This is a genomic window from Ornithinimicrobium cavernae, from assembly GCF_003121625.1.
In the GTDB taxonomy this organism is placed as follows: domain Bacteria; phylum Actinomycetota; class Actinomycetes; order Actinomycetales; family Dermatophilaceae; genus Ornithinicoccus; species Ornithinicoccus cavernae.
The window spans coordinates 89,865-115,530 of record NZ_QDDJ01000009.1; the positions used below are offsets into that span (position 1 = coordinate 89,865).

24 protein-coding genes, 1 tRNA gene and 1 pseudogene are annotated in these 25,666 nt (G+C 72.3%); 13 read left to right on the top strand and 13 right to left on the bottom strand.

The annotated features are described in order from the left end of the window. Positions 1 to 63 precede the first annotated feature (63 nt). The 7 genes from DA085_RS11810 to DA085_RS11840 are packed head-to-tail and all read left to right on the top strand — an operon-like array spanning position 64 to position 6,346. Complete coding sequence (locus tag DA085_RS11810) at positions 64 to 1,308, top strand: pyridoxal phosphate-dependent aminotransferase (RefSeq protein WP_109473179.1); 1,245 nt, start codon at positions 64 to 66, stop codon at positions 1,306 to 1,308. Between the two features lie 46 nt (positions 1,309 to 1,354). Continuing rightward, positions 1,355 to 2,203, top strand: coding sequence for an SOS response-associated peptidase (locus DA085_RS11815; RefSeq protein WP_109473180.1), 849 nt, complete (start codon positions 1,355 to 1,357; stop codon positions 2,201 to 2,203). Then, entirely contained in the window at positions 2,200 to 2,880 is a 681-nt protein-coding gene (locus DA085_RS11820; protein WP_109473181.1) for an alpha/beta hydrolase family protein, read from the top strand. Before DA085_RS11815 ends, DA085_RS11820 begins: the two co-directional genes overlap by 4 nt. 55 nt (positions 2,881 to 2,935) lie before the next feature. Then, the gene (locus DA085_RS11825) at positions 2,936 to 3,436 is read left to right on the top strand and encodes a DoxX family protein (RefSeq protein WP_109473182.1); all 501 of its coding nucleotides are present in this window, start codon (positions 2,936 to 2,938) and stop codon (positions 3,434 to 3,436) included. Positions 3,437 to 3,441: 5 nt separating this feature from the next. Continuing rightward, the gene (aroA, locus tag DA085_RS11830) at positions 3,442 to 4,770 is read left to right on the top strand and encodes a 3-phosphoshikimate 1-carboxyvinyltransferase (protein WP_237565462.1); all 1,329 of its coding nucleotides are present in this window, start codon (positions 3,442 to 3,444) and stop codon (positions 4,768 to 4,770) included. Continuing rightward, the gene (rsgA, locus tag DA085_RS11835) at positions 4,767 to 5,798 is read left to right on the top strand and encodes a ribosome small subunit-dependent GTPase A (protein WP_109473183.1); all 1,032 of its coding nucleotides are present in this window, start codon (positions 4,767 to 4,769) and stop codon (positions 5,796 to 5,798) included. Before aroA ends, rsgA begins: the two co-directional genes overlap by 4 nt. A 23-nt stretch (positions 5,799 to 5,821) precedes the next feature. Beyond that, positions 5,822 to 6,346, top strand: a complete 525-nt coding sequence (locus DA085_RS11840) for a 2'-5' RNA ligase family protein (protein WP_109473184.1) — start codon at positions 5,822 to 5,824, stop codon at positions 6,344 to 6,346. A gap of 126 nt (positions 6,347 to 6,472) precedes the next feature. On the opposite strand, the gene DA085_RS11845 is transcribed toward DA085_RS11840, so the two are convergent. After that, complete coding sequence (locus tag DA085_RS11845; RefSeq protein ID WP_109473185.1) at positions 6,473 to 6,676, bottom strand: cold-shock protein; 204 nt, start codon at positions 6,674 to 6,676, stop codon at positions 6,473 to 6,475. 245 nt (positions 6,677 to 6,921) lie between these two features. On the opposite strand from DA085_RS11845, the gene DA085_RS11850 reads away from it, so the two are divergent. Continuing rightward, the gene (locus DA085_RS11850; protein ID WP_109473186.1) at positions 6,922 to 7,740 is read left to right on the top strand and encodes an inositol monophosphatase family protein; all 819 of its coding nucleotides are present in this window, start codon (positions 6,922 to 6,924) and stop codon (positions 7,738 to 7,740) included. 39 nt (positions 7,741 to 7,779) lie between these two features. Continuing rightward, on the top strand, positions 7,780 to 8,490 hold the full coding sequence (locus DA085_RS11855; protein ID WP_237565463.1) for a M15 family metallopeptidase: 711 nt from the start codon (positions 7,780 to 7,782) through the stop codon (positions 8,488 to 8,490). On the opposite strand, the gene DA085_RS11860 is transcribed toward DA085_RS11855, so the two are convergent. The 4 genes from DA085_RS11860 to DA085_RS11875 form a co-directional block, all read right to left on the bottom strand. Beyond that, a complete protein-coding gene (locus tag DA085_RS11860; protein ID WP_109473188.1) occupies positions 8,430 to 9,848 on the bottom strand; it encodes a M16 family metallopeptidase in 1,419 nt (472 codons plus the stop codon). The two genes, DA085_RS11855 and DA085_RS11860, sit on opposite strands and share 61 nt — an antisense overlap. After that, a complete protein-coding gene (locus DA085_RS11865) occupies positions 9,845 to 11,137 on the bottom strand; it encodes a M16 family metallopeptidase (RefSeq protein WP_109473189.1) in 1,293 nt (430 codons plus the stop codon). The genes DA085_RS11860 and DA085_RS11865 overlap by 4 nt, the downstream gene beginning before the upstream one ends. A gap of 93 nt (positions 11,138 to 11,230) precedes the next feature. Next, the gene (locus DA085_RS11870; RefSeq protein WP_109473190.1) at positions 11,231 to 12,607 is read right to left on the bottom strand and encodes an NAD(P)/FAD-dependent oxidoreductase; all 1,377 of its coding nucleotides are present in this window, start codon (positions 12,605 to 12,607) and stop codon (positions 11,231 to 11,233) included. A gap of 100 nt (positions 12,608 to 12,707) precedes the next feature. Further along, complete coding sequence (locus DA085_RS11875) at positions 12,708 to 13,340, bottom strand: NAD(P)-dependent oxidoreductase (RefSeq protein ID WP_109473191.1); 633 nt, start codon at positions 13,338 to 13,340, stop codon at positions 12,708 to 12,710. 83 nt (positions 13,341 to 13,423) lie between these two features. Here DA085_RS11875 and DA085_RS22030 point away from each other — a divergent pair. Both DA085_RS22030 and DA085_RS21615 read left to right on the top strand, forming a co-directional pair. After that, a pseudogene (locus DA085_RS22030) lies at positions 13,424 to 14,068 on the top strand (NAD-dependent epimerase/dehydratase family protein); the annotation flags it as partial. Between the two features lie 251 nt (positions 14,069 to 14,319). Beyond that, the gene (locus DA085_RS21615) at positions 14,320 to 14,700 is read left to right on the top strand and encodes an SgcJ/EcaC family oxidoreductase (protein ID WP_272914487.1); all 381 of its coding nucleotides are present in this window, start codon (positions 14,320 to 14,322) and stop codon (positions 14,698 to 14,700) included. Positions 14,701 to 14,924: 224 nt separating this feature from the next. Here DA085_RS21615 and DA085_RS11885 read toward each other — a convergent pair. Beyond that, positions 14,925 to 14,998, bottom strand: a tRNA-Met gene (locus DA085_RS11885). A gap of 124 nt (positions 14,999 to 15,122) precedes the next feature. Here DA085_RS11885 and DA085_RS11890 point away from each other — a divergent pair. Continuing rightward, positions 15,123 to 16,409 carry an integrase catalytic domain-containing protein gene (locus tag DA085_RS11890; protein WP_202619207.1) on the top strand — a complete coding sequence of 429 codons (1,287 nt, stop codon included), beginning with the start codon at positions 15,123 to 15,125 and terminating at the stop codon, positions 16,407 to 16,409. A gap of 29 nt (positions 16,410 to 16,438) precedes the next feature. On the opposite strand, the gene DA085_RS11895 is transcribed toward DA085_RS11890, so the two are convergent. Genes DA085_RS11895 through DA085_RS11925 form a run of 7 tightly spaced genes read right to left on the bottom strand, consistent with a single transcriptional unit; the run spans position 16,439 to position 21,133 of the window. Continuing rightward, complete coding sequence (locus tag DA085_RS11895; RefSeq protein ID WP_161958490.1) at positions 16,439 to 16,933, bottom strand: pilus assembly protein TadG-related protein; 495 nt, start codon at positions 16,931 to 16,933, stop codon at positions 16,439 to 16,441. Further along, positions 16,923 to 17,399, bottom strand: a complete 477-nt coding sequence (locus DA085_RS11900) for a pilus assembly protein (protein WP_237565464.1) — start codon at positions 17,397 to 17,399, stop codon at positions 16,923 to 16,925. Before DA085_RS11900 ends, DA085_RS11895 begins: the two co-directional genes overlap by 11 nt. Next, a complete protein-coding gene (locus tag DA085_RS11905; RefSeq protein ID WP_237565465.1) occupies positions 17,396 to 17,842 on the bottom strand; it encodes a TadE/TadG family type IV pilus assembly protein in 447 nt (148 codons plus the stop codon). Before DA085_RS11905 ends, DA085_RS11900 begins: the two co-directional genes overlap by 4 nt. Beyond that, entirely contained in the window at positions 17,839 to 18,060 is a 222-nt protein-coding gene (locus tag DA085_RS11910; protein ID WP_109473194.1) for a hypothetical protein, read from the bottom strand. Before DA085_RS11910 ends, DA085_RS11905 begins: the two co-directional genes overlap by 4 nt. Before the next feature lie 45 nt (positions 18,061 to 18,105). Further along, a complete protein-coding gene (locus tag DA085_RS11915) occupies positions 18,106 to 19,035 on the bottom strand; it encodes a type II secretion system F family protein (protein WP_109473195.1) in 930 nt (309 codons plus the stop codon). Next, complete coding sequence (locus DA085_RS11920; RefSeq protein ID WP_109473196.1) at positions 19,032 to 19,898, bottom strand: type II secretion system F family protein; 867 nt, start codon at positions 19,896 to 19,898, stop codon at positions 19,032 to 19,034. The genes DA085_RS11915 and DA085_RS11920 overlap by 4 nt, the downstream gene beginning before the upstream one ends. Continuing rightward, a complete protein-coding gene (locus DA085_RS11925) occupies positions 19,895 to 21,133 on the bottom strand; it encodes a TadA family conjugal transfer-associated ATPase (protein ID WP_109473197.1) in 1,239 nt (412 codons plus the stop codon). The genes DA085_RS11920 and DA085_RS11925 overlap by 4 nt, the downstream gene beginning before the upstream one ends. 325 nt (positions 21,134 to 21,458) lie before the next feature. Between DA085_RS11925 and DA085_RS11930 the strand changes: the two genes are divergently transcribed. Beyond that, on the top strand, positions 21,459 to 25,619 hold the full coding sequence (locus DA085_RS11930) for an FtsK/SpoIIIE domain-containing protein (protein WP_154402184.1): 4,161 nt from the start codon (positions 21,459 to 21,461) through the stop codon (positions 25,617 to 25,619). Positions 25,620 to 25,666 lie beyond the last annotated feature (47 nt).

The following is a 25,666-nucleotide window of genomic DNA, read 5'->3' on the forward strand; positions in this document are numbered from 1 at the left end:
CCCCGGGTCAACAGCAACGCCCCGCTGACGATTCCCGGGGCGGTGCGGTGGCAGGATGGGCCGGTGAACGCGTCCAGCCACGAGGGTCCGCTCCGCCCCCTGCGTCAGGCGAGCAAGCTGCAGAACGTCCTCTACGAGATCCGCGGCCCCGTCGCCACGCGCGCCGCCCAGCTCGAGGCCGAGGGACACCGCATCCTCAAGCTCAACATCGGCAACCCCGCGCCGTTCGGCTACGAGGCGCCCGACACGATCCTGCAGGACATGATGGCCGCCCTGCCGACCTCCCAGGGCTACTCGGACTCACGAGGGATCCTCTCGGCGCGCCGGGCCCTGGTCAGCCGTTACCAGGACGAGCCGGGCTTCCCCGATATCGATGTCGACGACGTCTACCTCGGCAACGGGGTCTCCGAGCTCATCATGATGGTCCAGCAGGCACTGCTGGACGACGGCGACGAGGTGCTCATCCCCGCGCCGGACTACCCCCTGTGGACCGCGGCGACCAGCCTGGCCGGCGGCACCCCCGTGCACTACCTGTGTGACGAGGCGGCGGGGTGGGCGCCGTCGATCGAGGACATCCGGGCCAAGGTCACCGAGCGCACCAAGGCGATCGTGGTGATCAACCCGAACAACCCGACCGGCGCGGTCTACTCCCGGGAGGTGCTCGAGCAGATCGCCCAGGTCGCCCGCGAGTACTCGCTGCTCGTCCTGGCCGACGAGATCTACGACCGGATCCTGTATGACGGGGCGCGGCACACCAGCATCGCCGCCGTCGCACCCGACCTGCTGGTCGTCACCTTCAACGGGCTCTCCAAGACCTACCGGGTCGCGGGCTACCGGGCCGGGTGGCTCGTCCTCAGTGGGCCGAAGTCGCACGCGACCGGGTTCCTGGAGGGCATCCAGCTGCTGGCCTCCACCCGGCTGTGCCCCAACGTCCCCGCCCAGCACGCCATCCAGGTCGCGGTGTCCGGGCGGCAGAGCATCGAGGAGCTCATCCTCCCGGGCGGGCGGCTGCTGGAGCAGCGCGACACCGCGTGGTCGATGCTCAACGCGATGGACGGCGTGAGCTGTGTGCGGCCGGAGGGGGCGCTCTACGTCTTCCCCCGGCTCGACCCCGAGGTGCACGAGATCCACGACGACATGCGACTGTGCCTGGACCTGCTGGAGCAGGAGCGCATCCTGGTGGTCCACGGGACCGGTTTCAACTGGCCCGACCCCGACCACCTGCGCATCGTGACCCTGCCCGCGCACCGGGACCTGGCTGACGCCCTGGAGCGGATGGGCAACTTCCTGGCCTCCTACCGGCAGTGACCCACGCGGGCGGGACCGTGTCGCCGGCGAGCCGTATGTTGGGGGCATGTGCGGTAGGTACGCGGCGACGGCAGACCCCGACGAGCTGATCGAGGCCTTCGAGGTGGACCTGGACGCCACCGGCGCGACCTCACGCAGCGTCCTGGTCAACCCACAGGACCCTCCGGCCGGCACCCCGGACTACAACATGGCACCGTCCAAGCAGGCCCCCGTGGTCCTCAGCCGGGTGCCCCGCGACGCCGACGGCGAGCGCGCGGACGGCGCGGACCCGGTGCGCCAGCTGCGGCTGCTCACGTGGGGGCTGGTGCCGTCCTGGGCCAAGGACCCCAAGGTCGGGATGCGGATGACCAACGCCCGTGCCGAGTCCCTGCTCGACAAGCCAGCCTTCGCGCGGGCCGCCACGGCCCGGCGGTGCCTCGTGCCGGCGGCGGGCTGGTACGAGTGGCAGGTCTCCCCCGTGGCCAAGGACACCCGGGGCAAGCCGCGCAAGCAGCCGTTCTTCCTGCACCGCGGCGACGGTGACGACATCGGCTTCGCCGGGCTCTACGAGTTCTGGCGCGACCGGGAGGCCGCCGAGGACGACCCGGCCGCGTGGATCGTCAGCTTCACCATCATCACCACCGCCGCCGAGCCGGGGCTGGACCGCGTGCACGACCGCCAGCCGGTCGTGCTGGAGCGGTCCGACTGGCAGGAGTGGCTCGACCCCGCGACGACCGACCCGGACGCGGTCCGCGCGCTGCTGGAGTCGCCCGGCCCCGGCCGGTTCGAGGCCTACCCGATCGGCACGGCCGTCAACGCCACGCGCAACAACGGTCCCCAGCTGCTCGACCGGCTACCCGACGAGCAGCTCGTCGGCGCGGTCAACCCCGCCACCGGAGAGGTGCTGGGCGGATGATCGCCGAGCCGACGGCGATCGACACCAGCCAGGGGCCGGCCGCCGTCCGCGTGCACGCCCCCACCGCCGGCGACCGGGGCACCATCGTCCTCGGGCACGGCGCCGGCGGGGCCCTCGGCTCCTGGCCCAAGGACCTGCAGAGCGTGCTGTCGGCCACCGCGCACGGCTGGACGGTCGTCCTGGTGGAGCAGCCGTGGCGCCTGGCGGGCCGCAAGGTGGCCACCCGTCCCCCGACCCTCGACGCGGCCTGGCGCGAGCTGCTGCCGGTCCTCACCGGTGTCCCGCTGCCCCGTCCCCTGGTCGTCGGCGGGCGCAGCGCCGGCGCCAGGGTCGCCTGCCGCACGAGCCCGGGCGACCCGGAGGCCGGGTTGCCGCGCGCCGACGGCGTGCTCTGCCTGGCCTTCCCGCTGCACCCGCCCGGTCGACCCGACCGGAGCAGGGCCCCGGAGCTGGCGACCCCGGTGCGCCTCGGCATACCGACCCTGGTCGTGCAGGGCAGCGCCGACCCGTTCGGTTCCCCGACGGAGGTCCGGGAGTCCCTCGCCGCGGAGCTGGGCACCGGCGAGCCGGCCACCGCGTCGCTGCACCTGGTCGAGGTCCCCGGCAACCACTCCCCCTCGCGCGACCAGGGCCTGGTGACTCGCACGGTCCTGCACTGGCTGGAACAGTTAGGTTAGGACCAGAGGGCGACCCCACCGTCGTCCTGCCACCGGCCGACACCACAGGAGCATCATGGTCTTCCGCAAGTTCGCCCGCCCGCTGCTCGCCAGCGCCTTCATCACCCGCGGCATCGACGCGCTGCAGCACCCCGGCTCCCGGATCCCGGCCGCCGAGAAGTTCTCCAGCACGGTGGCCGAGCCGCTGGGCCTCCCGGCCGACCCCGAGCTCCTCGTGCGCGTCAACGGCGCCGTCATGGCCGGCGCCGGCACCCTCCTGGCGATGGGCAAGTTCCCCCGCCTCGCCGGGACCGCACTGACCCTCAGCCTGGTGCCCGCGACCGTCTTCGAGCACCGCTTCTGGAAGGAGTCCGACCCCGAGGTCAAGGCCGCCGAGAAGAAGGCCTTCTTCGGCAACCTCGGCCTGCTCGGCGGGGTGCTGCTCGCCTCGCTCGACACCGCCGGCAACCCGGGCCTGGTGTGGCGCACCAGGAACGCCGCGCACATCGCCTCCCTCGAGTCGCAGCTGGCCGCCCGCAACGCCGTCTCGTCGGTCTCCGACAAGCTCCCCTTCTGAGCACTGTGGTCTGGTCCGCTCCCGCCGCACCGGGACCCGTCACCGGCACCGTCGTCGTGCCCGGCAGCAAGTCACTCACCAACCGGCACCTGCTGGTCGCCGCCCTGGCCGAAGGCCCGACCACCCTGCACCGGCCCCTGGTCTCGCGCGACGCCGAGCTGATGCTCGGTGCGGTGCAACAGCTCGGGGTGCGGGTGGACCGCTCCACCGACGACGCCACCTGGGTCCTGACGCCACCGGACCGGCTGCGCGGCGGCGGGAGCGTCGACTGCGGCCTGGCCGGCACGGTGCTGCGCTTCGTCCCGCCGGTCGCGGCGCTGGCCGACGGCCCGGTCCACTTCGACGGTGACGAGCAGGCCCGGTCCCGGCCGGTGGCCCCCCTGCTCGACGCGCTCGCGGCGCTCGGCATCGAGGTCGACCACGGCGGCCGCAACACGCTGCCGTTCACCGTCGTCGGCACGGGCCGGGTGCGGGGCGGTGAGGTCGGGGTGGACGCCTCCGCGAGCTCGCAGTTCGTCAGTGCCTTGCTCCTGGCGGCCCCCCGCTTCGAGCAGGGACTGATCGTGCGGCACACCGGGGACCGGCTGCCCAGCCTCCCCCACATCGAGATGACCGTGCAGACCCTCCGCGAGGCCGGCGCGCAGGTCGACAGTCCCGAGCACGGGGTCTGGCGGGTGGCCCCCGGGCCGCTGCACGGCCGGGAGATCGACGTCGAGCCCGACCTGTCCTCGGCGGCACCGTTCCTGGCTGCCGCCGCCGCGACGGGCGGCACCGTGACCGTGCCGGGCTGGCCGGTCCGCACCTCGCAGGCCGGCGACCGGATGCGCGAGATCCTCAGCACGATGGGATGCCGGGTCGAGCTGACCGGGTCCGCCGGGCCCACTGGCACCCTCACCGTGACCGGACCGGGGCGCGGTGGGCTCCGGGGCGCCGACCTGGACCTGCACGACGTCGGAGAGCTGACACCGGTGGTCTCGGCGCTGGCGGCGCTGGCCTCCTCACCGTCCCGCATCAGCGGGGTCGCCCACCTGCGCGGGCACGAGACGGATCGGCTGCACGCGCTGGAGACCGAGTTGAGCCGGCTGGGCGGCGAGGTCACCCAGACCGATGACGGCCTCGAGATCGTGCCCGCCCGGCTCTACCCCGCGCCGTTGGAGACCTACGAGGACCACCGGATGGTGATGGCCGCAGCGGTCCTGGCACTCCACGTGCCGGGCACCGAGGTGCTCGGGGCCGGGACCGTCGCCAAGACCTTCCCTGGTTTCGAGCAGGCCTGGACCTCGCTGGTCCTGGGCCAGGGCGCGACCGCCGTGGCGGACAGTGGCCGGGTGTGAGCCGGTACGACCACCTCGACGAGTCGGCCGTGCGGGTCCGCCCGTCCCGCCGGGGTAGTCGTCCTCGCACCAAGGAGAGACCTGCCCACGAGGACGCCGTGGAGGCCCTGGTCATCGGTGTCGACCGTGGGCGCTACACCACCCGCCTCGACGACCGGCAGGTGACCGCCATGCGGGCCCGCGAGCTGGGCCGCAAGAGCATCGTCGTCGGGGACCGGGTCGGTCTGGTCGGCGACACCACCGGCGGCCCCGACAGCCTCGCCAGGATCGTGCGGGTCCTCCCCCGCTCCTCGGTGCTGCGACGCTCCGCGGACGACACCGACCGGGTGGAGCGGGTCATCGTGGCCAATGCCGACCAGATGGTCATCGTGACCGCCCTGGCCGACCCGGAGCCGCGGCCGCGCATGATCGACCGGTGCCTGGTCGCCGCCTACGACGCGGGGCTCGACCCCCTGCTCGTCCTCACCAAGTCCGACCTGGCCTCCGCGGAGCCGCTGCTGGACATCTACCGGCCGCTGGAGGTGCCGTATGTCGTCACCTCCCTCGATCCTGTCGGCGCCGGTCCCGCGGACCATGGCGTGGAGGAGGTCCTCGGGCACCTGCAGGACAGGGTCAGCGTGTTCGTCGGTCACTCCGGCGTGGGCAAGTCCACCCTCGTGAACGCCCTCGTGCCGGACGCACGTCGCACCACCGGTGTGGTCAACGTCACCACCGGTCGGGGCCGGCACACCTCGACCAGCGCCGTGGCCCTCGAGGTCCCGGGGGGCGGTTGGGTGGTCGACACCCCGGGCGTGCGGTCTTTCGGGCTCGGGCACGTCGACCCGAGCACCTTCATCGAGCACTTCCCCGACCTCGCCGAGGGAGCACTGGAGTGCCCACGGGGCTGCAGCCACGACGAGCCGGAGTGTGCGCTCGACGCGTGGGTGGCGGCCGGCCGCGCCGGCGCCTCCGGTGCGGTGCGGCTCGAGTCGCTGCGGCGGCTGCTCCGCAGCCGCACCGGGGACACGTCCGACCCGACCACCGGCTGACCCAGCGTGCGCCATCATGGGGTGTGGCCCTTGCCGTGTGCCTGCTCTTCGACGCACGGACGGAGCGGCGGCTCGTCAACCTCTGGCGGAGCCTCGAGTCCGTCGGCATCGCCAGTCTGCCCTCGCACACCCACGGCCACCACGTGCCGCACCTGTCCTACGCCGTGCTCAGCACCTATGAGGTGGCGGCCGTGCGTGCCGCCCTGACGGCCCTGCCGGAAGGGCCGCCGGTGCCGCTCCACCTGGATGCGGTCGGCTGTTTCCGTCGCGGTCGGGCCTCGCTCATCCCGGCCGTGTCGGTCGACCTGGCGGCACGTCAGGCCCGGGTCGTCGAGGCCGTCGAGGGCACGGGCGCCGACCTGCACCTGCACTACCGACCCGGCCAGTGGGTCCCGCACTGCAGCATCGCCACCAGGCTGCGCCGTGAGCAGGTGGGCGATCTCACCGTCCTGGCCTACGACGTCCTGCCGATCGAGGCGGTCGGGGACCGGGTCGCCCTCATCGACAGCAGCACCGGCGAGCGCTGGCCGCTCGACGCGCTCGTGTGACGTGCCGCCGGCCGACCGGGACCAGCCAGGGCGGGCCCGGAGGAGTGCGCACGCTCGGCGCCGGGATGCAAGAAGGCCCCACGCTCAGTTGCGCGGGGCTTCCTTGTGCAGTCGGTCGTGCTCAGCTCAGAGCGGCCGGACCTTCTCGGCCTGCGGGCCCTTGGGGCCCTGGGTCACGTCGAACTCCACCTTCTGGCCCTCCTGGAGCTCGCGGTAACCGGAGCTCTCGATGGCGGAGTAGTGGACGAAGACGTCAGCGCCTCCGCCGTCCTGCTCGATGAAGCCGAAGCCCTTCTCGGAGTTGAACCACTTCACGGTGCCTGTAGCCACTGGTGCTGCCTCATTCTTGATCGCTGGCGGGGCCCACGAGTGCGGCGCCTCCGGACCGCCGCGGACTCCCTCGATGCTGCACTCCGGAACACCGAGGCGCGGTAACGACGTAGGACTCTGATACGGCGGGTCGCCCCGACGCTAACACGCGCAGGCCCCGAGCCCTAGTCGCAGGCGTGGAACGTCCCCGCGTCGAAGGGTGGACCTCCCCGGTGAACGGGCCTGCACGGGCTAGCGTGTCCCCGATGGCCACCTTCGACGACGACCTCCGTCTCGCCCACGTCCTGGCCGACGCGGTCGAGCGCTTCACGCTGGAGTCCTTCCGCAGCGACGACCTGGAGGTCGAGTTCAAGGAGGACGGCACTCTCGTCAGCAACGCCGACCGGCACACCGAGGAGCTCCTGCGCCACCAGCTCGGCCGCACCCGCCCGCGCGACGTCGTGCAGGGCGAGGAACTCCCCACCACCGGGCACGGCAACCGGCGCTGGATCCTCGACCCCATCGACGGCACGACCAACTACGTCCGCGGGGTCCCGGTGTGGGCCACCCTCATCGGGCTCGTCGTCGACGACGAGCCCGTGGTGGGGCTGGTCGCCGCGCCCGCCCTGAACCGCCGGTGGTGGGCGGGCACCGGCTCAGGTGCCTGGACGGGCCGCTCGCTGTCCCGGGCCAAGCGCATCTCGGTCTCCGACACCTCCCGGATCGAGCACGCCTCGCTGTCCTTCGCCGAGCTCAACTCCTGGCTGGACCATCCGCGGCGGGACGGCTTCCTGCGCCTGGCGGCACGCTGTTGGCGCACCCGCGCCTACGGCGACTTCTGGAGTCACGTGCTCGTGGCCGAGGGAGCGGTCGACCTGGCCATCGAGCCCGCCCTCGCGGTCCACGACATGGCGGCGCTGGCCCCCATCGTCACCGAGGCCGGCGGCCGGTTCACCGACCTCGAGGGCACCGACGGTCCCTTCGGCAGCAGTGGGGTGAGCTCCAACGGGCACCTGCACGACGGCATACTGTCGCTCCTGCATGACGGACTGACCAGCGAGGACGAGCGCCCGCACCGTCCCTGAGGGGTGCCGCGAGCGGCTCCGCCGCGCCATACTGGTCAGGTGCCCGTTGCGCGAGCCCTCGCCGCGGCCTGTCTGGCGGTCCTGCTGGCCGTCACCGGCGCCGGGCCCGCTCCTGCCCAGCCGTCACCCGATGAGGAGACCAGCCTGGAGCGCGACGACCCGGCCCACCTGCTGGCGGTCGTCACCAAGCAGGTCCCGATCAGCCCGCTCGACTACGAGCCGGACGACCTGGTCACCTGGCCGGGCACGGACTACCGGATGCGTGCCGAGGTGCGCGAGCAGTTGGAGCGGTTGTTCGCCGCGGCCCGGGAGGACGGCCACGGGCTGCGCGTGATCAGCGGCTACCGCTCCTACGACACCCAGGCCGGGACCTACGACTACTGGGTGCGGCACTACGGCCGTGCGGCGGCGGACGCGACCAGCGCCCGTCCCGGGCACAGCGAGCACCAGACCGGGCTCGCCGTCGACCTCGACAGCACCACCGGGGAGTGCTACCTGGAGCAGTGCTTCGGGGAGACCGCTGAGGGCCAGTGGGTGGCCGAGCACGCCCACGAGTTCGGGTTCCTGCTGTCCTACCCCAGCGCCGCCCGCGCCCTGACCGGCTTCGCCTACGAGCCCTGGCACCTGCGCTACGTCGGGCCCCGCGTCGCCACGGACATGCACGAGCGCGGGGTGCTCCTGCTCACGAGCTACCTGGGGGCCTCGGCGTCCTCGGCCCGCATCGGCGAGCTGCTCGGCTCGCGCGGCTGAGTGACCACGTCGACCCTGCCGCGGCCCAGGGCCCGGATCCCGGCGGCGTGCTGGGCGTCCCCGACGAGGACCACGGTCCAGGGCTCCCCGCGGTGCCGGTCCCAGGCCGCACGGGCGACCTCCGGCTCGAGGGTGCGGATCTGGGCCACGGTGCGGCTCACGAAGTCGACCTCCAGGCCGTCCAGTGCCAGGGAGACCGCCTCCCCGGCCACTGCCTCACAAGTGGCGAACCGTCCCGGGGCCGTCCGCGCCTGGTATCCCGCGGCATGGGCCAGCTCGGCGTCGGTCAGGTCACTGCCTCGCAGGTCCAGGATGTCCAGGAGCGCCTCGACGGCCTCCACGGTGACCTCGCCCCGCACGGACCCGGAGGCCAGGAACAAGCCACCGTGCGCACGGTGCCGGAAGCCGGCCCGGATGCCGTAGGTGTAGCCCCGCTCCTCGCGCAGGACGCTGTCGATGCGAGCCTGCGGGGAGCCACCGACCGCGAACGAGAGCACCTGGTAGGGGCCCCAGCCCGCCGGGTCGGTGCGGCTCGGCCCGGGACCGCCGACATGGAGCTCGGTCTGCACCGCGCCCGGGCGGTCCACCAGGACGATCCGCCCGGCGTCCGGTGCCCGGGTGCCCCGCGCGGCCTCGGCGGGGCGGTGCCCCGGCCGGCTGGGCCAGCGCGCGAGCGCGGCCTCGAGCAGCTCGTGCAGGGCGATGCCGGACAGGTCGCCGGCCACCGCCAGGACGGCACCGTCAGGGTGCAGGGTGGCCGCGTGGTAGGCCCGCACGTCCTCCGCGGTGATCCGGGCCACGGTCTCCCGGCTGCCGCCGCCGGGGCGGGAGGCCCGGTCGGCCGGGTCGAAGTAGGTCCTGATGAACTCCAGGGCCGCCAGGCTCGCGGGGTCGGCACGGTCCTGGCCGATGTCGGCCAGGCGCCGCCGCACCTCGCGACGCACCTCTGCCTCCGGGAAGTCGGCCTCCGTGAGGCACTCGACGAGCAGGTCGAGGGCGTCGGGCAGGTTGCGGCTGATCGTGTCGACCTCGACCAGCACGGCCCGCTCCCCCACGCCGGCGTGCAGCGCGATGCCCTTGCGGGCGAGGAGCTCGGCCATCTCGTCGGCGGTATGCCGCGTGGTCCCGAGATCGAGGCAGCGCGCCATGATGAGGCCGACCCCCTCGACCTCGCGGGGCTCACCGGCGAGCGGTGCGGGGACGCCGAGCTGCAGGGACAGGACGTGCTGGCCGGGCATGTCGAAGGCCTGCACCGACAGCCCGTTGGACAGCACGAACCGCTCCGGCTCGGGGAAGGCCCAGGGGGCCGGCTCGGCGACCTCCGGGCGCGGGCCGACGGCGGGGGCTGCCGTGCTCACGCGACCACCTCCGTGGAGACGTCGGGAGCCACCGTGAAGGCCACCGTGGCCCGGGCGTCCGGCACCAGCCAGCGCGCCGCGGCCCGACGGACCTGCTCCGCGGTCACGGCGCGGACCCCGTCCAGGTAGGTGTTGATGTGCTCGGGGTCGTCGTGCAGGAGGGTGTAGTGGCTGATCAGGTCGGCCCGCTCCTGGTGGCCGGCGAGCGCCTCGAGCCAGGACCGCTCGGTGTCGGCCAGCGAGGACTCCAGCTCGACCGGGGTCGGGCCCTCCTGGGCGAAGCGCTCGAGCTCCGCGCAGACGGCGGCCTCGACCTGTGCCGGGTCCGCGCCCTCGGCCACGTCGATGCCCAGGAAGCCCAGGGAGGCACCGTCGATCAGGCCCAGGGACGCGCCGGAGACGCTGGTGGCCAGCTCCTCGGAGCGGACGAGCCGCCGATAGAGCCGGCTGGTCATCAGGCTGCCCAGCGCGTCGAGCGCGACGGCGCACGCCAGGAACTCCGGCGTGTGGGCGACCGGCAGCCGGAACCCGAGATAGAGCCGGTCGTTGGGCACGTCCTCGGCCAGGTCCACCCGCGGTGCCGCGGTGAGCGGCGGCAGCTGGCCGCGCGGCTGCTGGGGCGCCGGTGCCTCGGCGGTCAGGCCGTCGAAGTGGCGCGCCACCGCGGCGAAGCCGTCCTCCGGGGTCACGTCACCGACCAGGGTGAGGACCGTGTTGCCGGGTGCGTAGTGCCGCCGGTAGAAGTCGTGGACGTCGTCCAGGGTGGCGGCGTCGAGGTCCTCCATCGAGCCGATGGTGGGGTGGTGGTAGGGGTGGCCCTCCGGGAAGACCAGACTGCCGAGGTCGGCGATCGCCGTGCCGTAGGGCTGGTTGTCGTAGCGCTGCCGCTTCTCCTCCTTGACCACGTCGCGCTGGTTGTCCAGGTTGGCCTGGGTGACCGCCTCCAGCAGCCGGCCCTGCCGGTCCGCCTCGAGCCACAGGGCCAGGTCGAGCGCGCCGGTGGGCACGGTCTCGAAGTAGTTGGTGCGGTCGAACCAGGTGGTGGCGTTGAGGGTGCCGCCCTGCTCCATGAGCAGGGAGAAGTGCTCTCCCTCGGCGACGTTGGCCGACCCCTGGAACATCAGGTGCTCGAACAGGTGCGCCAGTCCGGTGCGCCCCGGGCCCTCGTGTCGCGACCCGACGCCGACCCACAGGTTGAGGGTGACGGTCGGCACGGTGTGGTCCGGGCTGACGACCACGCGCAGCCCGTTGCCCAGGGTGCGGGTGGCGATGGGGTAGTCCAACGGCATCTGGTCACTGTAAGCACGATCGGGTCGGTGGACTGAACCGGCGGTGCGTCGCGCGCTCAGTCGGCCACCGTCCGGCGCTGGTGACCGGGCCGTTCAGGCCTCGTCGCTCGACGTCCAGCCCACGTTGCGGGCGGCCCGTTGCGGCAGGTCGTTGATCCGGTCCATCGCGAGCCGGCCGAAGATCTGCTGCTCGGTGATGTTGCGCTCGGAGCGCCCGCGGCCCAGGAAGCTGACCACCCAGTGCAGCAGCGTGGTGATGCGGGACTTGAACCCGATGATGTAGACGAGGTGCACACCCAGCCAGAGGGCCCAGGCGGGGAAGCCGGTGACCTTGACCTTCCCGATCTCCGCGATGGCGCGGAACCGGGAGATGGTGGCCATGTTGCCCTTGTCGAAGTAGCTGAACGGCTCGGTCACCGGTCGGCCGCCGAGGCTGGCCCTGATCTTCCTCGCCGCGTAGCGCGACTGCTGGATGGCGACCTGGGCGACACCGGGCAGGTTGTCCAGGGCCGCCATGTCCCCCACGACGTAGACGTCGGGGTGCCCCGGGAGGGTCAGGTCCGGCTGGACCGGTATGCGGCCGGCCCGGTCGACCTGCAGCCCCACCTGGTCGGCGAGCTGGCGGGCCAGGGGTGAGGCGGCGACGCCGGCCGCCCACACTTTGGTGAGCGCCTCGATGCGGTGCTGCTCACCGGCCTGGTCGAGGTACTCGATGCCGCGGGCGTCGACGTCGACGACCTTGGCACCGAGCAGCACCTTGACGCCGAGCCGCTCCATGGCCCGTCGGGTCCTGGTCTGCAGGGACTCGTCGAAGGTGCCGAGCACGGCACCGGCCGCGTCCATCAGGTAGATCGTGGCGTTGCGCGGGTCGATGTGCCGGAAGTCGTGCTTGAGCGTGCGGCGGGAGAGCTCGGCGAGCTGACCGGCCATCTCGACGCCGGTCGGCCCGGCGCCGACGACCACGAAGGTGGTGTGCGCCCTCGCCTCGGCGTGGCGTCCCTGGGCGGCGGCGAGCTCGGCGAGCTCGAAGGCACCGAAGATTCGCCCGCGCAGCTCGAGGGCGTCGTCGATGCTCTTCATGCCCGGCGCGAAGTCGGCGAACTGGTCGTTGCCGAACCACGACTGCGCCGCACCGGCAGCGACGATCAGGTGGTCGTAGCTGTAGGTCCGGGGGACGCCGAGGGTGCTGGCGGTGACGGTCTTGGCCTCGACGTCGATGGCTGTGACCTCACCCAGCTCGACCTGGACGTTCTCCTGGCGGGCGAGCACCTCGCGGGTCGCGGGGGCGATCTCGCCGGGCGACAGGATGCCCGTGGCGACCTGGTAGAGCAGCGGCTGGAACAGGTGGTGGGTGGTCCGGCCGATGAGGCGGATGTCGACCTCCGCCTTGGCCAGGGCACGGGCGGCGAACAGACCGCCGAAGCCGGAGCCGATGATGATGACCTTGGGGCGCTGGGCAGTGGGGTTCATGGTGGTGCCTCCTCTACCAGGGTCAACCGACCCTCCCGGCCGAGTATGCCGTGACCTCCGCCACTCCGCCCCGCCGGACCTCCCCCGGGCAGACCAGGACCTAGCACATGACCGCGGCGGCCTTGTTGACGTAGCCGTCGCTCTCCAGCAGGTCCAGCATGAACGCGGCCAGGTCGGCCCGGGAGATCCTCGGGACCACCGAGACGGCGGTGATCGTCTCGCCGTGCCGGTACGCGCCGGTCCGGAGACCGTCCGTCAGGCGTGGTGGCCGGACCAGGGTCCAGCTCAGCCCGCTGGCACTGATCAGCGCTTCCTTGGCGGCGTGGTCGGCCACGACGTGGCGCAGCACGACCCGCGACACGAGCGTGCGCCCGAGCAGGCTGAGCTGGTGCCGTCCGGCCGGCACGCCGAGGAAGGACAGGTACACCAGTCGCGGGACCCCGCTGGCGGTCATGGCATCGACGACGTTCCGCACACCGTCGACGAGCGCGGGGTCGCGCCGTCTGGGGCTCGCCGAGCCGAGGGCGCACACCACGGCCTCCTGGCCCGCGACAGCCCCTGCCACGGCGCGCTGGTCGGTGACGTCGCCGTGCACCACCGTCAGGCCCGGGTGCGCCTCCGGCGCGGTGTGCGGATGGCGCACCAACGCCGTGACCCGGTGCCCGCGCGCGAGGGCCTGAGAGACCAGCTCGCGGCCGGTTCGCCCCGCGGCCCCCAGGAGCAGCACCTTCATGACACCGTCGTCCCGAGAGGCTCTGCCGTCTCCCCTGCGCTTCCGGGTGGTCGCACGAGGAAGAACCACGAGAGGACAGGCGGATGAAGGTGCTGGTGATCGGCGGTCGTGGCTACATCGGCTCGGCCGTGGTGAGTCGACTCGAGGAGTCCGGACACGAGGCGGTCGTCCTGGTCCGCCAGGACCCACCCGGCCAGGACGGGACGCGGGTCGGTGACCTGACGCGGCCCGAGAGCCTGCGGCCCGCGGTCACCGACGACATCGACGCCGTCGTGCACGCCGCACCGCCTACGGGAGACTGGGACGGGGATCTCGCCGCGCTGAGAGCGCTCACCGAGTCCCTGCGTGGCGGCGACCGGGCACTGGTCTACCTCAGCGGCGTCTGGGTCCTGGGCGCCACGGACACCGCGGATGAGACCTCTCCCACGAGCCCGATCGACATCGTCCGGCCACGCCCGGAGCTGGAACGGCAGGTGCTCTCCTCCGAGGACGCCCGCGGCGTCGTGATCCGCCCCGGGATCGTGCACGGACGGGGTGCCGGCATCCCGCGGATGATGGTGGACTGGGCACGCCAGGCGGGGGTCGGTCGGCATCTGGGCGACACCTCCACCGGCTGGCCGATGGTGCACGTCGACGACCTCGCCGACCTGGTCGTGCTCGCGCTCGAGTCCGCTGAGCCGGGCGCCCTGCTGCACGGCGTTGCCGAGCCCTCGGTCGCCGTCACGGCGCTCGCGCAGGCCGCAGACGTCGCCGCCGGAGGCACGGGTCGCGCCGAGGCCTGGCCGGCGAACGAGGCGGTGGCGGCGCTGGGGCCGACTTCGCCGAGGCGCTGGCCCTGTCCCAGTCCGTCGAGGCACCGGCCTCGCGCCGGCTGGGCTGGGAGCCGCACCGCGTCGATGCCGTCGAGGACCTGCGCTCCGGCTCCTACCGGTCCCTCCAGGTCCAGCCGGCCGACGCCGCCGGGGCCCGTGCCGACGACATCGACGAGATCGTCTCCCTGGTCCGCCGGCTGCAGCACGCCCAACAGACGGAGGACGTCGCCGCGTTCGTTAACCTCTTCCGGGCGGAGACCGTGTGGACCACCGCGCACGGCAAGAAGCTCATCGGCCGGGACGAGATCAGCGAGTTCACCGAGCGGGTGCTGCCAGGCGCGATGCGCACCTCCACCGCGACGTACTCCGTCGAGCAGGTGCTCTTCGTCCGGCCAGATGTCGTCGTCGTCAACGCACGGCAGCGCCCCGTCCACCTGGATGGCACGCCACTCCCCGACACCCCGGAAGGACGCCCCGTCTACGTGCTCGCCAAGGACGCGGACGGGTGGCGGATCGCTGCCGGCCAGAACACCCAGGTCGTGGCCTGAGCCCGAGCTGGCACCGTCGACGACGAGAGAGGAACTACGCCCATGGATCCCGTGTGGGTCATCTTCGCCATTGCCCTCATCATCACGGCGCTGATCGCCTGGAGAACCTTCGTGCGACGCAAGTGACGGCACGACGTGGTCGGTGTCGGAGCGCGACGGCCATCCCAGGCCATGACAAAGGCCCTCCGGTCTGGGTGTGTCCCAGACCGGAGGGCCTTCTTTTGTAGCGGGGGCAGGATTTGAACCTGCGACCTCCGGGTTATGAGCCCGGCGAGCTACCGAGCTGCTCCACCCCGCGTCGGTAGTTCAAGCATACGTCAAGCGCTACGGAGGGACAAATCCGCGCGTTGACTCATCCAAGATGCCCGCGTACTGGCAGTCGTTGACTCACGCCAGGATGCCCGCGTGGGCACGCTGGGTGAGTGGAGCTGACTCTGATGGTGCGCAAGCAGGTGCTGGTCTCTCAGGTGCGGGCTTGGCCGAAGGCGACGAAGGCGGAGAAGGGAGCGATCCTGGACCACCTGTGCGCGGTCAACGGGTGGCATCGTGATCATGCCCGCAAGATGGTCCGCCGCGCGGTCTGCGGTGACCAGCCACCTCCCCGCGCCCCGCGAGCACCGCGGTACACCTACGGCCCGGAGGTGATCGCAGCCCTGGAACTGTGCTGGGCCGAGCTCGACGCCCCGACCGGCAAGGTGTTGGTCGGGGCACTGCCGGACCTGGTGCCCAACCTGCTGGCTCACGGCGCGCTGGTCGCCGAGGCGGCCACCGTGGACGCCCTGCTCTCGATGTCGGCGGCCACAATCGACCGGCGCCTGGCCCGGGCCCGATCGGGACTGCAGGTCAAGGGCATCTCTCACACCAAGCCCGGCTCGATGCTGAAGGCCGCCATCCCGATGAAGACCTGGCAACAGTGGGACAACACCGCCCCCGGCTTCCTCCAGATCGACCTGGTCGGCCACGACGGCGGCGACAACAACGGCCACTTCTACTACACCCTGGACGCCACCGACGTGGCCACCGGCTGGACCGAGTCCATCACCGTGCGCTCCAAAGGCGAACGCATCGTGCACACCGGCCTGGCCGACCTCCAGCTCCGCTTCCCTTTCGCCGTCCTGGGCATCCATTCCGACAACGGCAGCGAGTTCATCAACCACCAACTGGCCCGGTGGTGCCAAACCCATGAGATCACCCTCACCCGAGGCCGCCCGGCCCACTCCAACGACCAGGCCCACATCGAGCAGAAGAACTGGTCACAGGTCCGCCGGGTCGCGGCCTACTACCGATACGACACCCCGCCCGAGCTGGCCCTGCTCAACCACATCTGGCCGGCCGAGTGCGCCCTGAACAACCTCTTCAAACCCCAGCAGAAACTCCTCACCAAGACCCGCCAGGGAGCCAAGGTCACCAAGACCTACGACCAGGCCACCACACCCCTGCGGCGCCTGCTGCGAGACCACCCCGAGTACCTCACCGACCAGGACAAGACTCAGCTCCTGGCCCAACTCGAGGAGCTCAACGTCGATGCCACCCGACGACAGATCCACGCCAACCAGGCCACCCTGCGCGACATCGCCACCCGCCGTCAGCAACGCATCACACGCCGCGGCAACCGACACCACGTCTACTCATCCGGCACCAAAACGGGCCTGCCACCCAAGCGGGCACAACCCAACGAGTCAACGACCCACCCGAACCGGGCATCTTGACATGAGTCGTCAGGATCCGCCCGGTCCGGTCAGTCCAGCTCGGACCGCGCCCGTGACTCGACGGTGATCGACACGCTCCCTCCGAGGGAGCGCAGGACGCGGCTGACCACCGGGATCCTGGCCTCCCCCTGCAACCGCACCACGGCTGTCCGCGCATCCGGTGTGCCCGTGCCCGGGAGGACCTGCCAGCTCGCGAGGCGGTCGGGCCGTGGCTGGCGAGCCAGGTAATCCTGCGCGGCCGCGGCCACACCCTCGGACGTGAGTGGGAGGCCCTCCCCCAGCCCCGCGCCGTAGATCGTCTCCTCGTCGACACTGTCGGCCGCGGCGAGGGCGGCGGCGTCGGCCGCGTCGAGCAGGTGGATCCGACTGAGCTGGACCGAGGTCGTTCCCACGACACCGAGGATCAGGACGAGGGCGATGGACACCATGCCGATCAGCAGGACGCTGATCTGCCCAGCATCCGCCTCCGGACCCAGCCGGTCGAGGATCCGGTGCTGTGTGAGGGCCCGGCGGTCACGGCTCACGGAACGCATCCACCGGTGAGACGTGGCTCGCGGACAGGGTGATCGAGGCGGGGAGGGCACCGGACAGGAAGTCGGGGACGAGCGGGAGCGGTACGTCGACGGAGGCATCGATGCGCACGGTGCTCCCCGGGGTCAGGCAGGGACTCGCCTCGCACGTGATCGCGACTTCGCCCTCGTCGGCAGTGAACCCGTGCGCCGCCAAGACCAGGGCGGAGGCACTCTGGGCCGCGCCGTGTCCCGACGCGTCGTCCGGGCTGGCCACGAACGTGCGACCCGCCTCCCGTGCCGCGGCGGACGCCGCGTAGGCGCCGGCCTGGAGGCGCCCCAGCGTCCCGACAAGGAAGAGGAGAGGAACCAGCACCAGGACGAGCAGGAACGCGGTCTCGACCAGCATGGACCCCCGCTCCGCCGCGAGGTCACGGCGACCGGACCCGACGAGCACCCGCAGGCTCCGGAACACGCTCACTGCCCCTCGGCATAGGCCTGACCGGTGACCGTCATCGTTCCCGGAACCCCCAGGGGGCCCACCACGGGCAGCGGCAGGTCGGCTGACACCCGGACGACCTCCACCCCGCCGACAGAGGCGCGTTCCCCGGTCACCGTGGTGCCGTAACGCCCAGGCAGCGTGGTGGCGAGCAGTTCCGTCGCCCGTGCCACCCCGTCCGCAGGCGAGTTGTCCGCCCGCGCCCCCACACGGGCGCCCTCGATCACGTGCGCAGTCGCCGTGTTGCGCACATGAAGGGCGTAACCGACCTGGACGGTGGCCAGGAAGAGCAGCACGAGCACCACCGAGACGAGGGCGAACTCAACGGTGGCGGCACCACGCTCCGGACCGAGCAAGTGGCACGAGCTGCGCCCTCGTGGCGTCGTCGTCCCGGGCGGGAGCGCCCCACCCCGGAGCGTGGTCACGGCCCACTGACGCCCGACACGGAGGACACGAAGAGGTCGGACAGCAGCGGTTCGGCCACCAGCCAGAGTGCGGCGACGAGACCGGCTGTCATGATCGTGATGAGGACCCAGCCGGGCACATCACCGCGCTCCGGCTCGCTCCGCCAGGCGGCGAGGCGGTTGGCGTAGCCCGCAAGGGCGCGGACGAGTCGGTCGCGCTGGTGCGTGTGTGCCTGCATCGTGTTCTCCCTTGTCGATGTGGGTTGAGGTGGATAGGTCATGCGTCAGACCGCGATGCGCAGCATCGAGGCGCCGGGGTAGACGGCAAAGAGGACTGTCACGGGTAGCACGAGGAACACGACCGGGACCATCATGAGGATCTCCCGCCGGCCGCCCTCCTCGATCAGCTCCTGACGCGCCGACTCCCGGGCGTCCTGGGCCTGTGCGCGCAACACCTCTCCGAGAGGCGTCCCGCGCTCGATGGCGATCACGAGTCCGTCGACGAACCTGACGACGGGGCCGAGACCGGTGCGCGCACCCATGCCCTGCAACGCCTCGACCATCGTTGCGCCGGTCCGTGCCTCCGCGAGGCAGATCTCGAGCTCATCCGACAGCTCGCCGCGAGACAGCCGGGAGACGCGGTCCAGCGCCTGTGGCGTGCCTTCACCCGCGGTGACCGACAGTGCCAGGAGCTCGGCGATCGCAGGGAACTCGCTCATGATCCGCCGCTCCCTCCGGACAGCCGCACGGGTGAGCAGCTGGTCCCTGAGCAGCACACCGCCCAGCACCGCCGAGAGGCTCACGACGACCAGGGCAGGGATGCTCACGCCGCGCGTCCACACCGCCACGGAGCCGACGAGGGAGACGAGGACGACGGACGCGGCTCCCCAGAGCACCTGCTGGATGCGGAACCCTTCGACGTCGGGCGGCAGGCCTGCGCGCTGGAGTCGCGACGCGACGGAGTCGGAGCCACCGAGGACGCGGTCCACGAGTCGGCCCGCCCACCTCAGTCGGCCCAGCGTCTCGCTCAGGCTCCACGGGCCGGAGGAGCCCACACCGCGAGTCACTGCCCTGTCCGGGGGCCGGTCGAGATACGGCTCGATCCGTGCAGCGAGATTGGTCCGGCCGGGTCTGGGGACACCGACCAGGATGAGGCACAGCCCGAGTGCGAACGCGCCTGCGAGCGCACCGCCCAGGAGGAGTTGCAGGGTCATCGCAGCACCCGCTGCTCCTCGGGGAGCCTGCCGATGCGCACCATCACCTGGAAGGCGACGATGGACAGCACCGCCCCGATGATCAGGATGAGCACGCCGGTGGGCTCCCGGTAGGCCTGGAGCGCGGTGCCACGCGTGGCCATGAGCAGCAACACGATCCAGGGCGCCACCATCGCCAACCGTGCGGCATTGACGGTCCAGGACTGGCGGGCCTCCAGCTCTGCGCGGGAGCGGGCGTCCTCGCGCAGGAACGTGGACAGGGTGCGCAGAACCCTGCCCAGGTCGCTGCCTCCCACCTCCCTGGCGAGGCGGAGTGCCTCGATGAGCCGGTCGGCGACGGGGTCTGCCATCCGATCCTTCAACCGGTCCAGGGAGTCCGCGAACTGACCGCTCGCCCGGTAGTCGTGTCCGAACGCCTCGAAGGACGGTCGGAGCTCCGCCGGGCCCCGCTGCCCGAGCTGGATCAGCGCCTCGGGCAGGGCGAGTCCGGCGCGCACGCCGGAGGCAATGTGGTCGACGGCATCCGGCCAGACCTCACGCAGCCGGGAGCGCTTCCTGCGTGCCCGCGTCCGGATGACGGCCAACGGTGCCCAGCCAGCCATGAGGGCAAAGGCGAGACTCACCGCCGGGACCCTGGTGAGGGCGAGCCCGAGAACGAACACGACGCCCGTCGCGATGAGACAGCTCACAAGGAGGCCAGGCCAGCTGACGGCGCGCACTCCCGCCAGGCGGAGGTCGTCGTCCAGCCTCACCAGGGCGGAGTGCCTGCGTCGGCGTCCGGCCTGCTCGCTCTGGGGCCAGAAGGACCACCAGATGCAGGCCAGGCCCAGGCCGAGGATCAGCCCGATGATCGCGCCGCTCACGGGGCACCACCTGGCGCGAGGAGGGCCACGAGGTCGTGTCCGGCACGCTCGAACCGCTCCTGGTGCGGAGGGAACCCGTCGCCCCGCACCAGGACCCCACGCCGCGTGACGAAGATGTCTGCGACCTCGACGACCTCCGCCTCGACGCGGCCGGGCAGGCCGATGATCTCCCGGACCCGTCGGGTGCCGTCGGGGAGCAGAGCCATGTGGACGACGAGGTCGATGGAGCTGGCGACGGTGGGCACCACGAAACCGCTGGAGACGTTGGTGCCGGCCAGCAGCGGCAGCGTGCACATCTTGGTGACCGCCTCGCGCGCACTGTTGGCGTGGACCGTACACATCCCTGGCAGGCCGCTGTTGAGGGCGATCAGCAGGTCGAGGCTCTCCTCCTGCCGCACCTCGCCGACGAGGATGCGTGAGGGGCGCATCCTCAGGGCCTCCTTGACGAGGCGTCGCAGCGGCACCTCACCGGTGCCTTCCAGACTTGCCTGGCGACACTGCAGCGCCGCCACGTCGCGCAGCGGCACCTTGAGCTCGAAGACCTCCTCGCAGGTCACCACCCGCTCGGTCGGCGGGATCGCGGCGGCCAGGCAGTTGAGCATCGTGGTCTTGCCTGCCTGCGTGCCCCCGGCCACCAGGATGTTGAGCCCGCTCTCGACCGCCGCGGACAGGAACGTCGCGGCGCGCTGCGTCAGCGATCCGAGCCGGACCAGATCGGTCAGCTCGTCGGCAGCGACCACGAACTTGCGAATGTTCACGGCCCAGTGCCGGCGTGTGATGTCCGGGATCACGACGTGCAGGCGGGAGCCGTCAGGGAGGGCCGCGTCGACGAAGGGACTGCTGAGGTCGACACGGCGGCCCGACGAGCGCAGCATCCGCTCGACGAGGTCGCGGACCTGCTGCTCGGTCAGCAGGGTGGGCGTCAGCTCCGAGCGACCGTGCCTGGCGACGAAGACCTTCCCGGGCTCGTTGATCCAGATCTCCTCGACGTGCGGATCGTCGAGGTACTGCTGGAGGGGCCCGAGGCCGGCCACGGACTCGAGCAGGAGCCGACCCGCCTCGTCCGGGTCCGGGAGCGGCCGCACACCACCCCGGAGGGCGCGCTCGTCGAAGTCGGTGACGACCTCTCGCACGAGCTGGCGCAGAGCGAGATCGTCCGTGGCTGGGTCGAGACGCCGCTGCCTGATCTGCTCGCGGACCTCGTCCTCCAGTGACTGGAACGTGGTCGCCTGCACGAGTTCCCCCCGTCGCACTCTCTCCGGCGGTGCCGGTCCGATCTGTCGGTCGGGACAGTGCACTCCCGCCGATCAGCCCTCCTCCTGGCCAGTTGGGCCCCACATAACCCGTCGGCCCACACCAAGGTAAACAGAGTTTGCGAAACCTTTAGACGATCAGAACGAATCCTGTGGATAACCTCCGCGCAGCCTGGGCGCTGTGCGTGTGGGAGGAGTGCGCGGACCTCCTGCGCCGACCGGCCGGGGACAGCTGACGACCCGAGACACCTGCGGGGCCTGTGGACAGCGGGGAGGACCGGTTGCGGAAACTCGGCAGGATCAACAGGTGCAACTCCGCCTGTCCATCGTCGAGGGCCACCGCGTCCGGACCGTGAGCATCCGGTCGCCCCGCGGCCTGATCTGGCCGCGTGTCCGCCAGGTGCTCGGTCTGCCGCCCAGCAGCGGCCAGGTCGTCGAGTATGCCGGCCGCACCCTCCCCCTGCGGCCGGACACGGTCCTGGGAGAACCCCCGCTGCTCCACGGCGTCACGATCGGGCCCGGAGGACCAGCCCACCGACCGGAGCCGGCAACTGCCCCGGTCATCCTCACGGTCACCGGCGGACCGGACGCTGGCGGGACCCACCCGCTTCGACCCGCGGGTCGGGTGACGGTGGGTCGCAGTCGGTGGTGCGATCTCACGGTCGACGATCCGGCCCTGTCGCGACACCACCTGACGCTCCGGACGACCCGGCGTGGCATCGTCGTCGACGACGGCGGATCGACGAACGGGACCCACCTCGGGGCAGACCTGCTCCTCGGGCCCACCGTCTGGACACCGGGAGAGGCCCTGCGTGCGGGCGCCTCCACCTTCCACCTGCGGCCGGCCACCGTCAGCCTCCCGCGCGCTCGTCCCGACGGGGAGGGACGGCTGGTGGTGACACCGCGGAGCCAGGCCCCACCCCAGCTCGCCGCGGCGTCTTTCGACACTCCCGCGAGGACCGTTCCCACGGCACCCGTGCCACCGGGAGCACTGGGGTGGCTGCTCCCCCTGGCCGTCTCCGTCCTCCTCGCACTCGTGCTCTCGATGCCGGCACTGCTGCTGTTCGGTCTGATGGCGCCGGCCATGTCCCTGGGGAGCTACCTCGGCGAACGGCGTCGTCACCGCCGAGAGCGCACAGCAGCTGACGCGGCACACCAGCAGGCGCTGACCGCACTGCGCAGGTCGGTGCACGAGGCAGTGGATCGTGACCTCCGGCAGCGTGAGGAACGGTTGCCTGACCTGGGGCGGCTGATCGAGAACGCGCAGCAACGCGGTCCTCTGCTCTGGAGTCGGGCCATCACCCCACTGCTGTGCCGGATCGGGTTGGCCGAACAGCCCGTCGCCGTCACCGTGGACGGGGTCGTCGAGACCACCGGCCACGTGCCGGTCGAGATCGATCTGGCCCGTGGACTGTCACTGGTCGGCCCCGTCGAGGAGGCGCGCGCGGCCGCCCGGGCCGTGCTGCTCCAGGTCGCGGTCCTGCACGGACCTTCCGAGCTCAGGATCGAGGTGGCGGGCCGGGGCGGAGACCAGCCCGAGCAGGCACGCGGGTCCCGCGCCTCGACCTGGGACTGGCTCACCTGGTTGCCGCATGCCACGGGTCCACCACGAGGTGGCGTCACCATCCGCCTCCACGACCTCACGGAGCAGACCCGGCCGACCGACGCCGTGGCAGCATCGCCCGGCGAGGCGCCTCCGGCAGATGCCGTGGGCGGGTCGACACCCCGGGCGGAGAGCAGCGCAGGCCCAACCGGGGAGGAACCGGGCGCACCCCCACCCAGGGTTGTCCCGATCACGGTGTGCGGCACCGAGGCACAGGCGCCCCAGGGCACGACAGTCGTCGACGTCCGGCGCTCCCACCTCATCGTGCGGGCCGCCTCCGGCCTCGTGAAAGGCGTCCCGGACCTGGTGTCCCATCACCGGGCCCACCGGGTGGCCCGTCTCCTGGCACCACTGACGGACGGCTCCGCCGACACGGGGGCGGGAGCGGTCCCGACCGAGGTCGACCTCGCAGCGTTGGTCCCTGTGCCGACCTCCCCGGACCAGCTCGCTGGCCGCTGGCGCCGGGAGCCACGCTCGACGGGCTTCCTCCTGGGCCAGGACGCGACCGGCCCGGTCGCCCTGGACCTGGCCCGCGACGGGCCGCACGCGCTCGTGGCGGGGACCACCGGCTCGGGCAAGTCAGAGCTGCTCCGCACCCTGGTGACCTCCCTGTCGCTGGTGAACCGCCCGGACGAGCTGATCATGGTGCTGGTCGACTACAAGGGCGGCTCGGCCTTCGCCGAGGCCGGAGCCCTTCCCCACGTGGTGGGGGTGATCACCGACCTGGACCCGCACCTGGCGGACCGCGCGCTCACCTCGCTCACCGCCGAGCTCAAGCGGCGGGAACGGGTCCTGGCGGCGGCAGGGGTGCCGGACCTCACGGCATACCAGCAGCTGTCCGGTGCCGCGCCGCTGCCGAGGCTGGTCCTCGTGATCGATGAGTTCCGCGCCCTCGCCGAGGAGCTGCCGGGCTTTCTGGACGGACTGGTCCGGATCGCGGCCCTCGGGCGCTCCCTCGGGGTCCACCTCGTGCTCGCCACCCAGCGTCCTGGGGGCGTCGTCTCGGCCGACGTCCGCGCCAACGTCAACCTGCGGATCGCCCTGCGCGTCCGGGACGGCTCCGACTCCTACGACGTCATCGACTCCCCCGCGGCTGCTGACCTGCCGGAAGGGGTTCCGGGACGGGCCCTGATCCGCACCGGGTCGAGTGCCCCGCGCACGGTGCAGGTGGCCAGCAGCTCCTCGGCGCCCGCCTCGGGCCAGGGCGTCTCCGAGCAGATCAGCGTCGTGCCGGTCTGGGACGCCTGGGCCGAGGACGTGCACGAGACGGCTCCGACCGGCTCCACAGAGGCCGGCTCGACGCTCACCCGGGTGATCGCCGCGGCCACGGAGGCCGCCCGGCTCGTCGGCGCGGTGCCGCCGGCCTCACCCTGGCTTCCGGCCCTCCCCGATCTGATCACCCTGGCCGACCTCGGCGCTGCCGCGGAGAACCAGCTCTCGGTGCCGCTCCTGCTCACCGACCTCCCGGCGGAGCAGGAGCAACGGGTGCAGCACTGGCGACCACTGACCGACGGGCACCTCGGTGTCGCGGGTGCCTCCCGCTCGGGCCGCAGCACGATGGTGCGCACCGTCCTGGCGGGGCTCCTGGCCCACCACCCGTCGGATGTCCATGCCTATGTCTTCGACCCGGCGGGCAGCTGTGGCCCCGTCGCCGGTGCCCCGCACGTCGGGGCTGTGCTCGCGGCCGCTGACGTGGCGCGCGGGTGCCGCGTCATCGATCACCTGACGGAGCTGGTGGCCTCGCGGCAGCGCGACCTGGCCCGGGCGGGCTTCACCTCCCTGGCGGAGCAACGACAGCACTCCGATGCCCCCTGGCCCCTGGTGGTCCTCGTGATCGACGGGTGGCCACGCTTTGTCGAGCTGTTCGGCGAGGTCGACCGCGGGCGGCCGCTCGAGCAGGTGCTGCAGCTCCTGCGTGAGGGGCTGGCCGTGGGGCTCGTGGCGGTGCTGACCGGCGACCGTTCGTTGTTCAGCGGCCGGGTCTCCCCACTCCTCAACCAGCTGTGGTCCCTGCGGCTCACCGACCCCTCTGACCTGCTGATGGCCGGCCTCACGAGGGCGCAGGTGCCGGTGCGTATGCCGCCGGGCCGGGTGATCCGACTGCGCGACGGCGTCGTGGGTCAGGTCGCGGTCGTGGGCCCGACGACCGACGGGGCCGCGCAGGTGGCCGCCCTGGCCGGGCTGGCGGAGCGCGTGACGTGCGACCTCCCGACCGACCGGCCCACGGGACCGGCCGTGTTCCGTCCGCTGCCCCGGGCGGTGGCTCTGGAACAGCTCCCACCCGGCGGGACCGAGGGCCTTGTCATCGGTGTCGGCGGGGACCGGGCCGAGCCGGTGGTCGTCCCGGCACCACCGGGCGGCAGCGGCGTGCTCGGCATCCTCGGACCACCCGGCAGTGGCCGCAGCACCGCGCTGCACACGCTCGCGTCGGTGGCCGGCGCCCGGGGCTGGACCGTCATCACGGTGGGTCCGCAGCACGTGCGGGACACGACGGTCCTGGGGGACGAGCTCCGGTCCGCCGGCACCGACGGCACGCTGGTCACCGTCGACGGTCTGGCGGCGGTCGCCGGCACGGCAGCCGAGGACACGCTCCTCGCCTGGCTGGACACGGCCCGCGAGGAGCAGGCGGCGCCACGGGTGCTGGCCCTCACCGGTGACACCGAGGACTTCGGCGGCTTCCGTGGGCTGGGAGCACGGGTCGCTCGCGAGCGGACGGGCCTGGTGCTCCAGCCGACGAGCCCGGCCGACGGAAGTCCGCTCGGCGTCACTGTCCCGACCGGTGATGAGCCGCTCCCGGGCAGGGGCGTGCTGGTCCTCCGGGGCGCCTGCCGGGCGGTCCAGGTGGCGCTGCCCGAAAGTTTCTGACCGGTAACCCGTGACAAGACCGGCAGGCATGCGTTACCGTCCTCCAG

Coding starts and splice junctions, on each gene's coding strand:
- DA085_RS11915 (WP_109473195.1), bottom strand. CDS start 19,035: ATGACCCTGCAACTCCTCCTGGGCGGTGCGCTCGCAGGCGCGTTCGCA.
- DA085_RS11870 (WP_109473190.1), bottom strand. CDS start 12,607: ATGAACCCCACTGCCCAGCGCCCCAAGGTCATCATCATCGGCTCCGGC.
- DA085_RS11820 (WP_109473181.1), top strand. CDS start 2,200: ATGATCGCCGAGCCGACGGCGATCGACACCAGCCAGGGGCCGGCCGCC.
- DA085_RS11875 (WP_109473191.1), bottom strand. CDS start 13,340: ATGAAGGTGCTGCTCCTGGGGGCCGCGGGGCGAACCGGCCGCGAGCTG.
- DA085_RS11910 (WP_109473194.1), bottom strand. CDS start 18,060: ATGCAGGCACACACGCACCAGCGCGACCGACTCGTCCGCGCCCTTGCG.
- DA085_RS11825 (WP_109473182.1), top strand. CDS start 2,936: ATGGTCTTCCGCAAGTTCGCCCGCCCGCTGCTCGCCAGCGCCTTCATC.
- DA085_RS11815 (WP_109473180.1), top strand. CDS start 1,355: ATGTGCGGTAGGTACGCGGCGACGGCAGACCCCGACGAGCTGATCGAG.
- DA085_RS11865 (WP_109473189.1), bottom strand. CDS start 11,137: ATGCCGTTGGACTACCCCATCGCCACCCGCACCCTGGGCAACGGGCTG.
- DA085_RS11850 (WP_109473186.1), top strand. CDS start 6,922: ATGGCCACCTTCGACGACGACCTCCGTCTCGCCCACGTCCTGGCCGAC.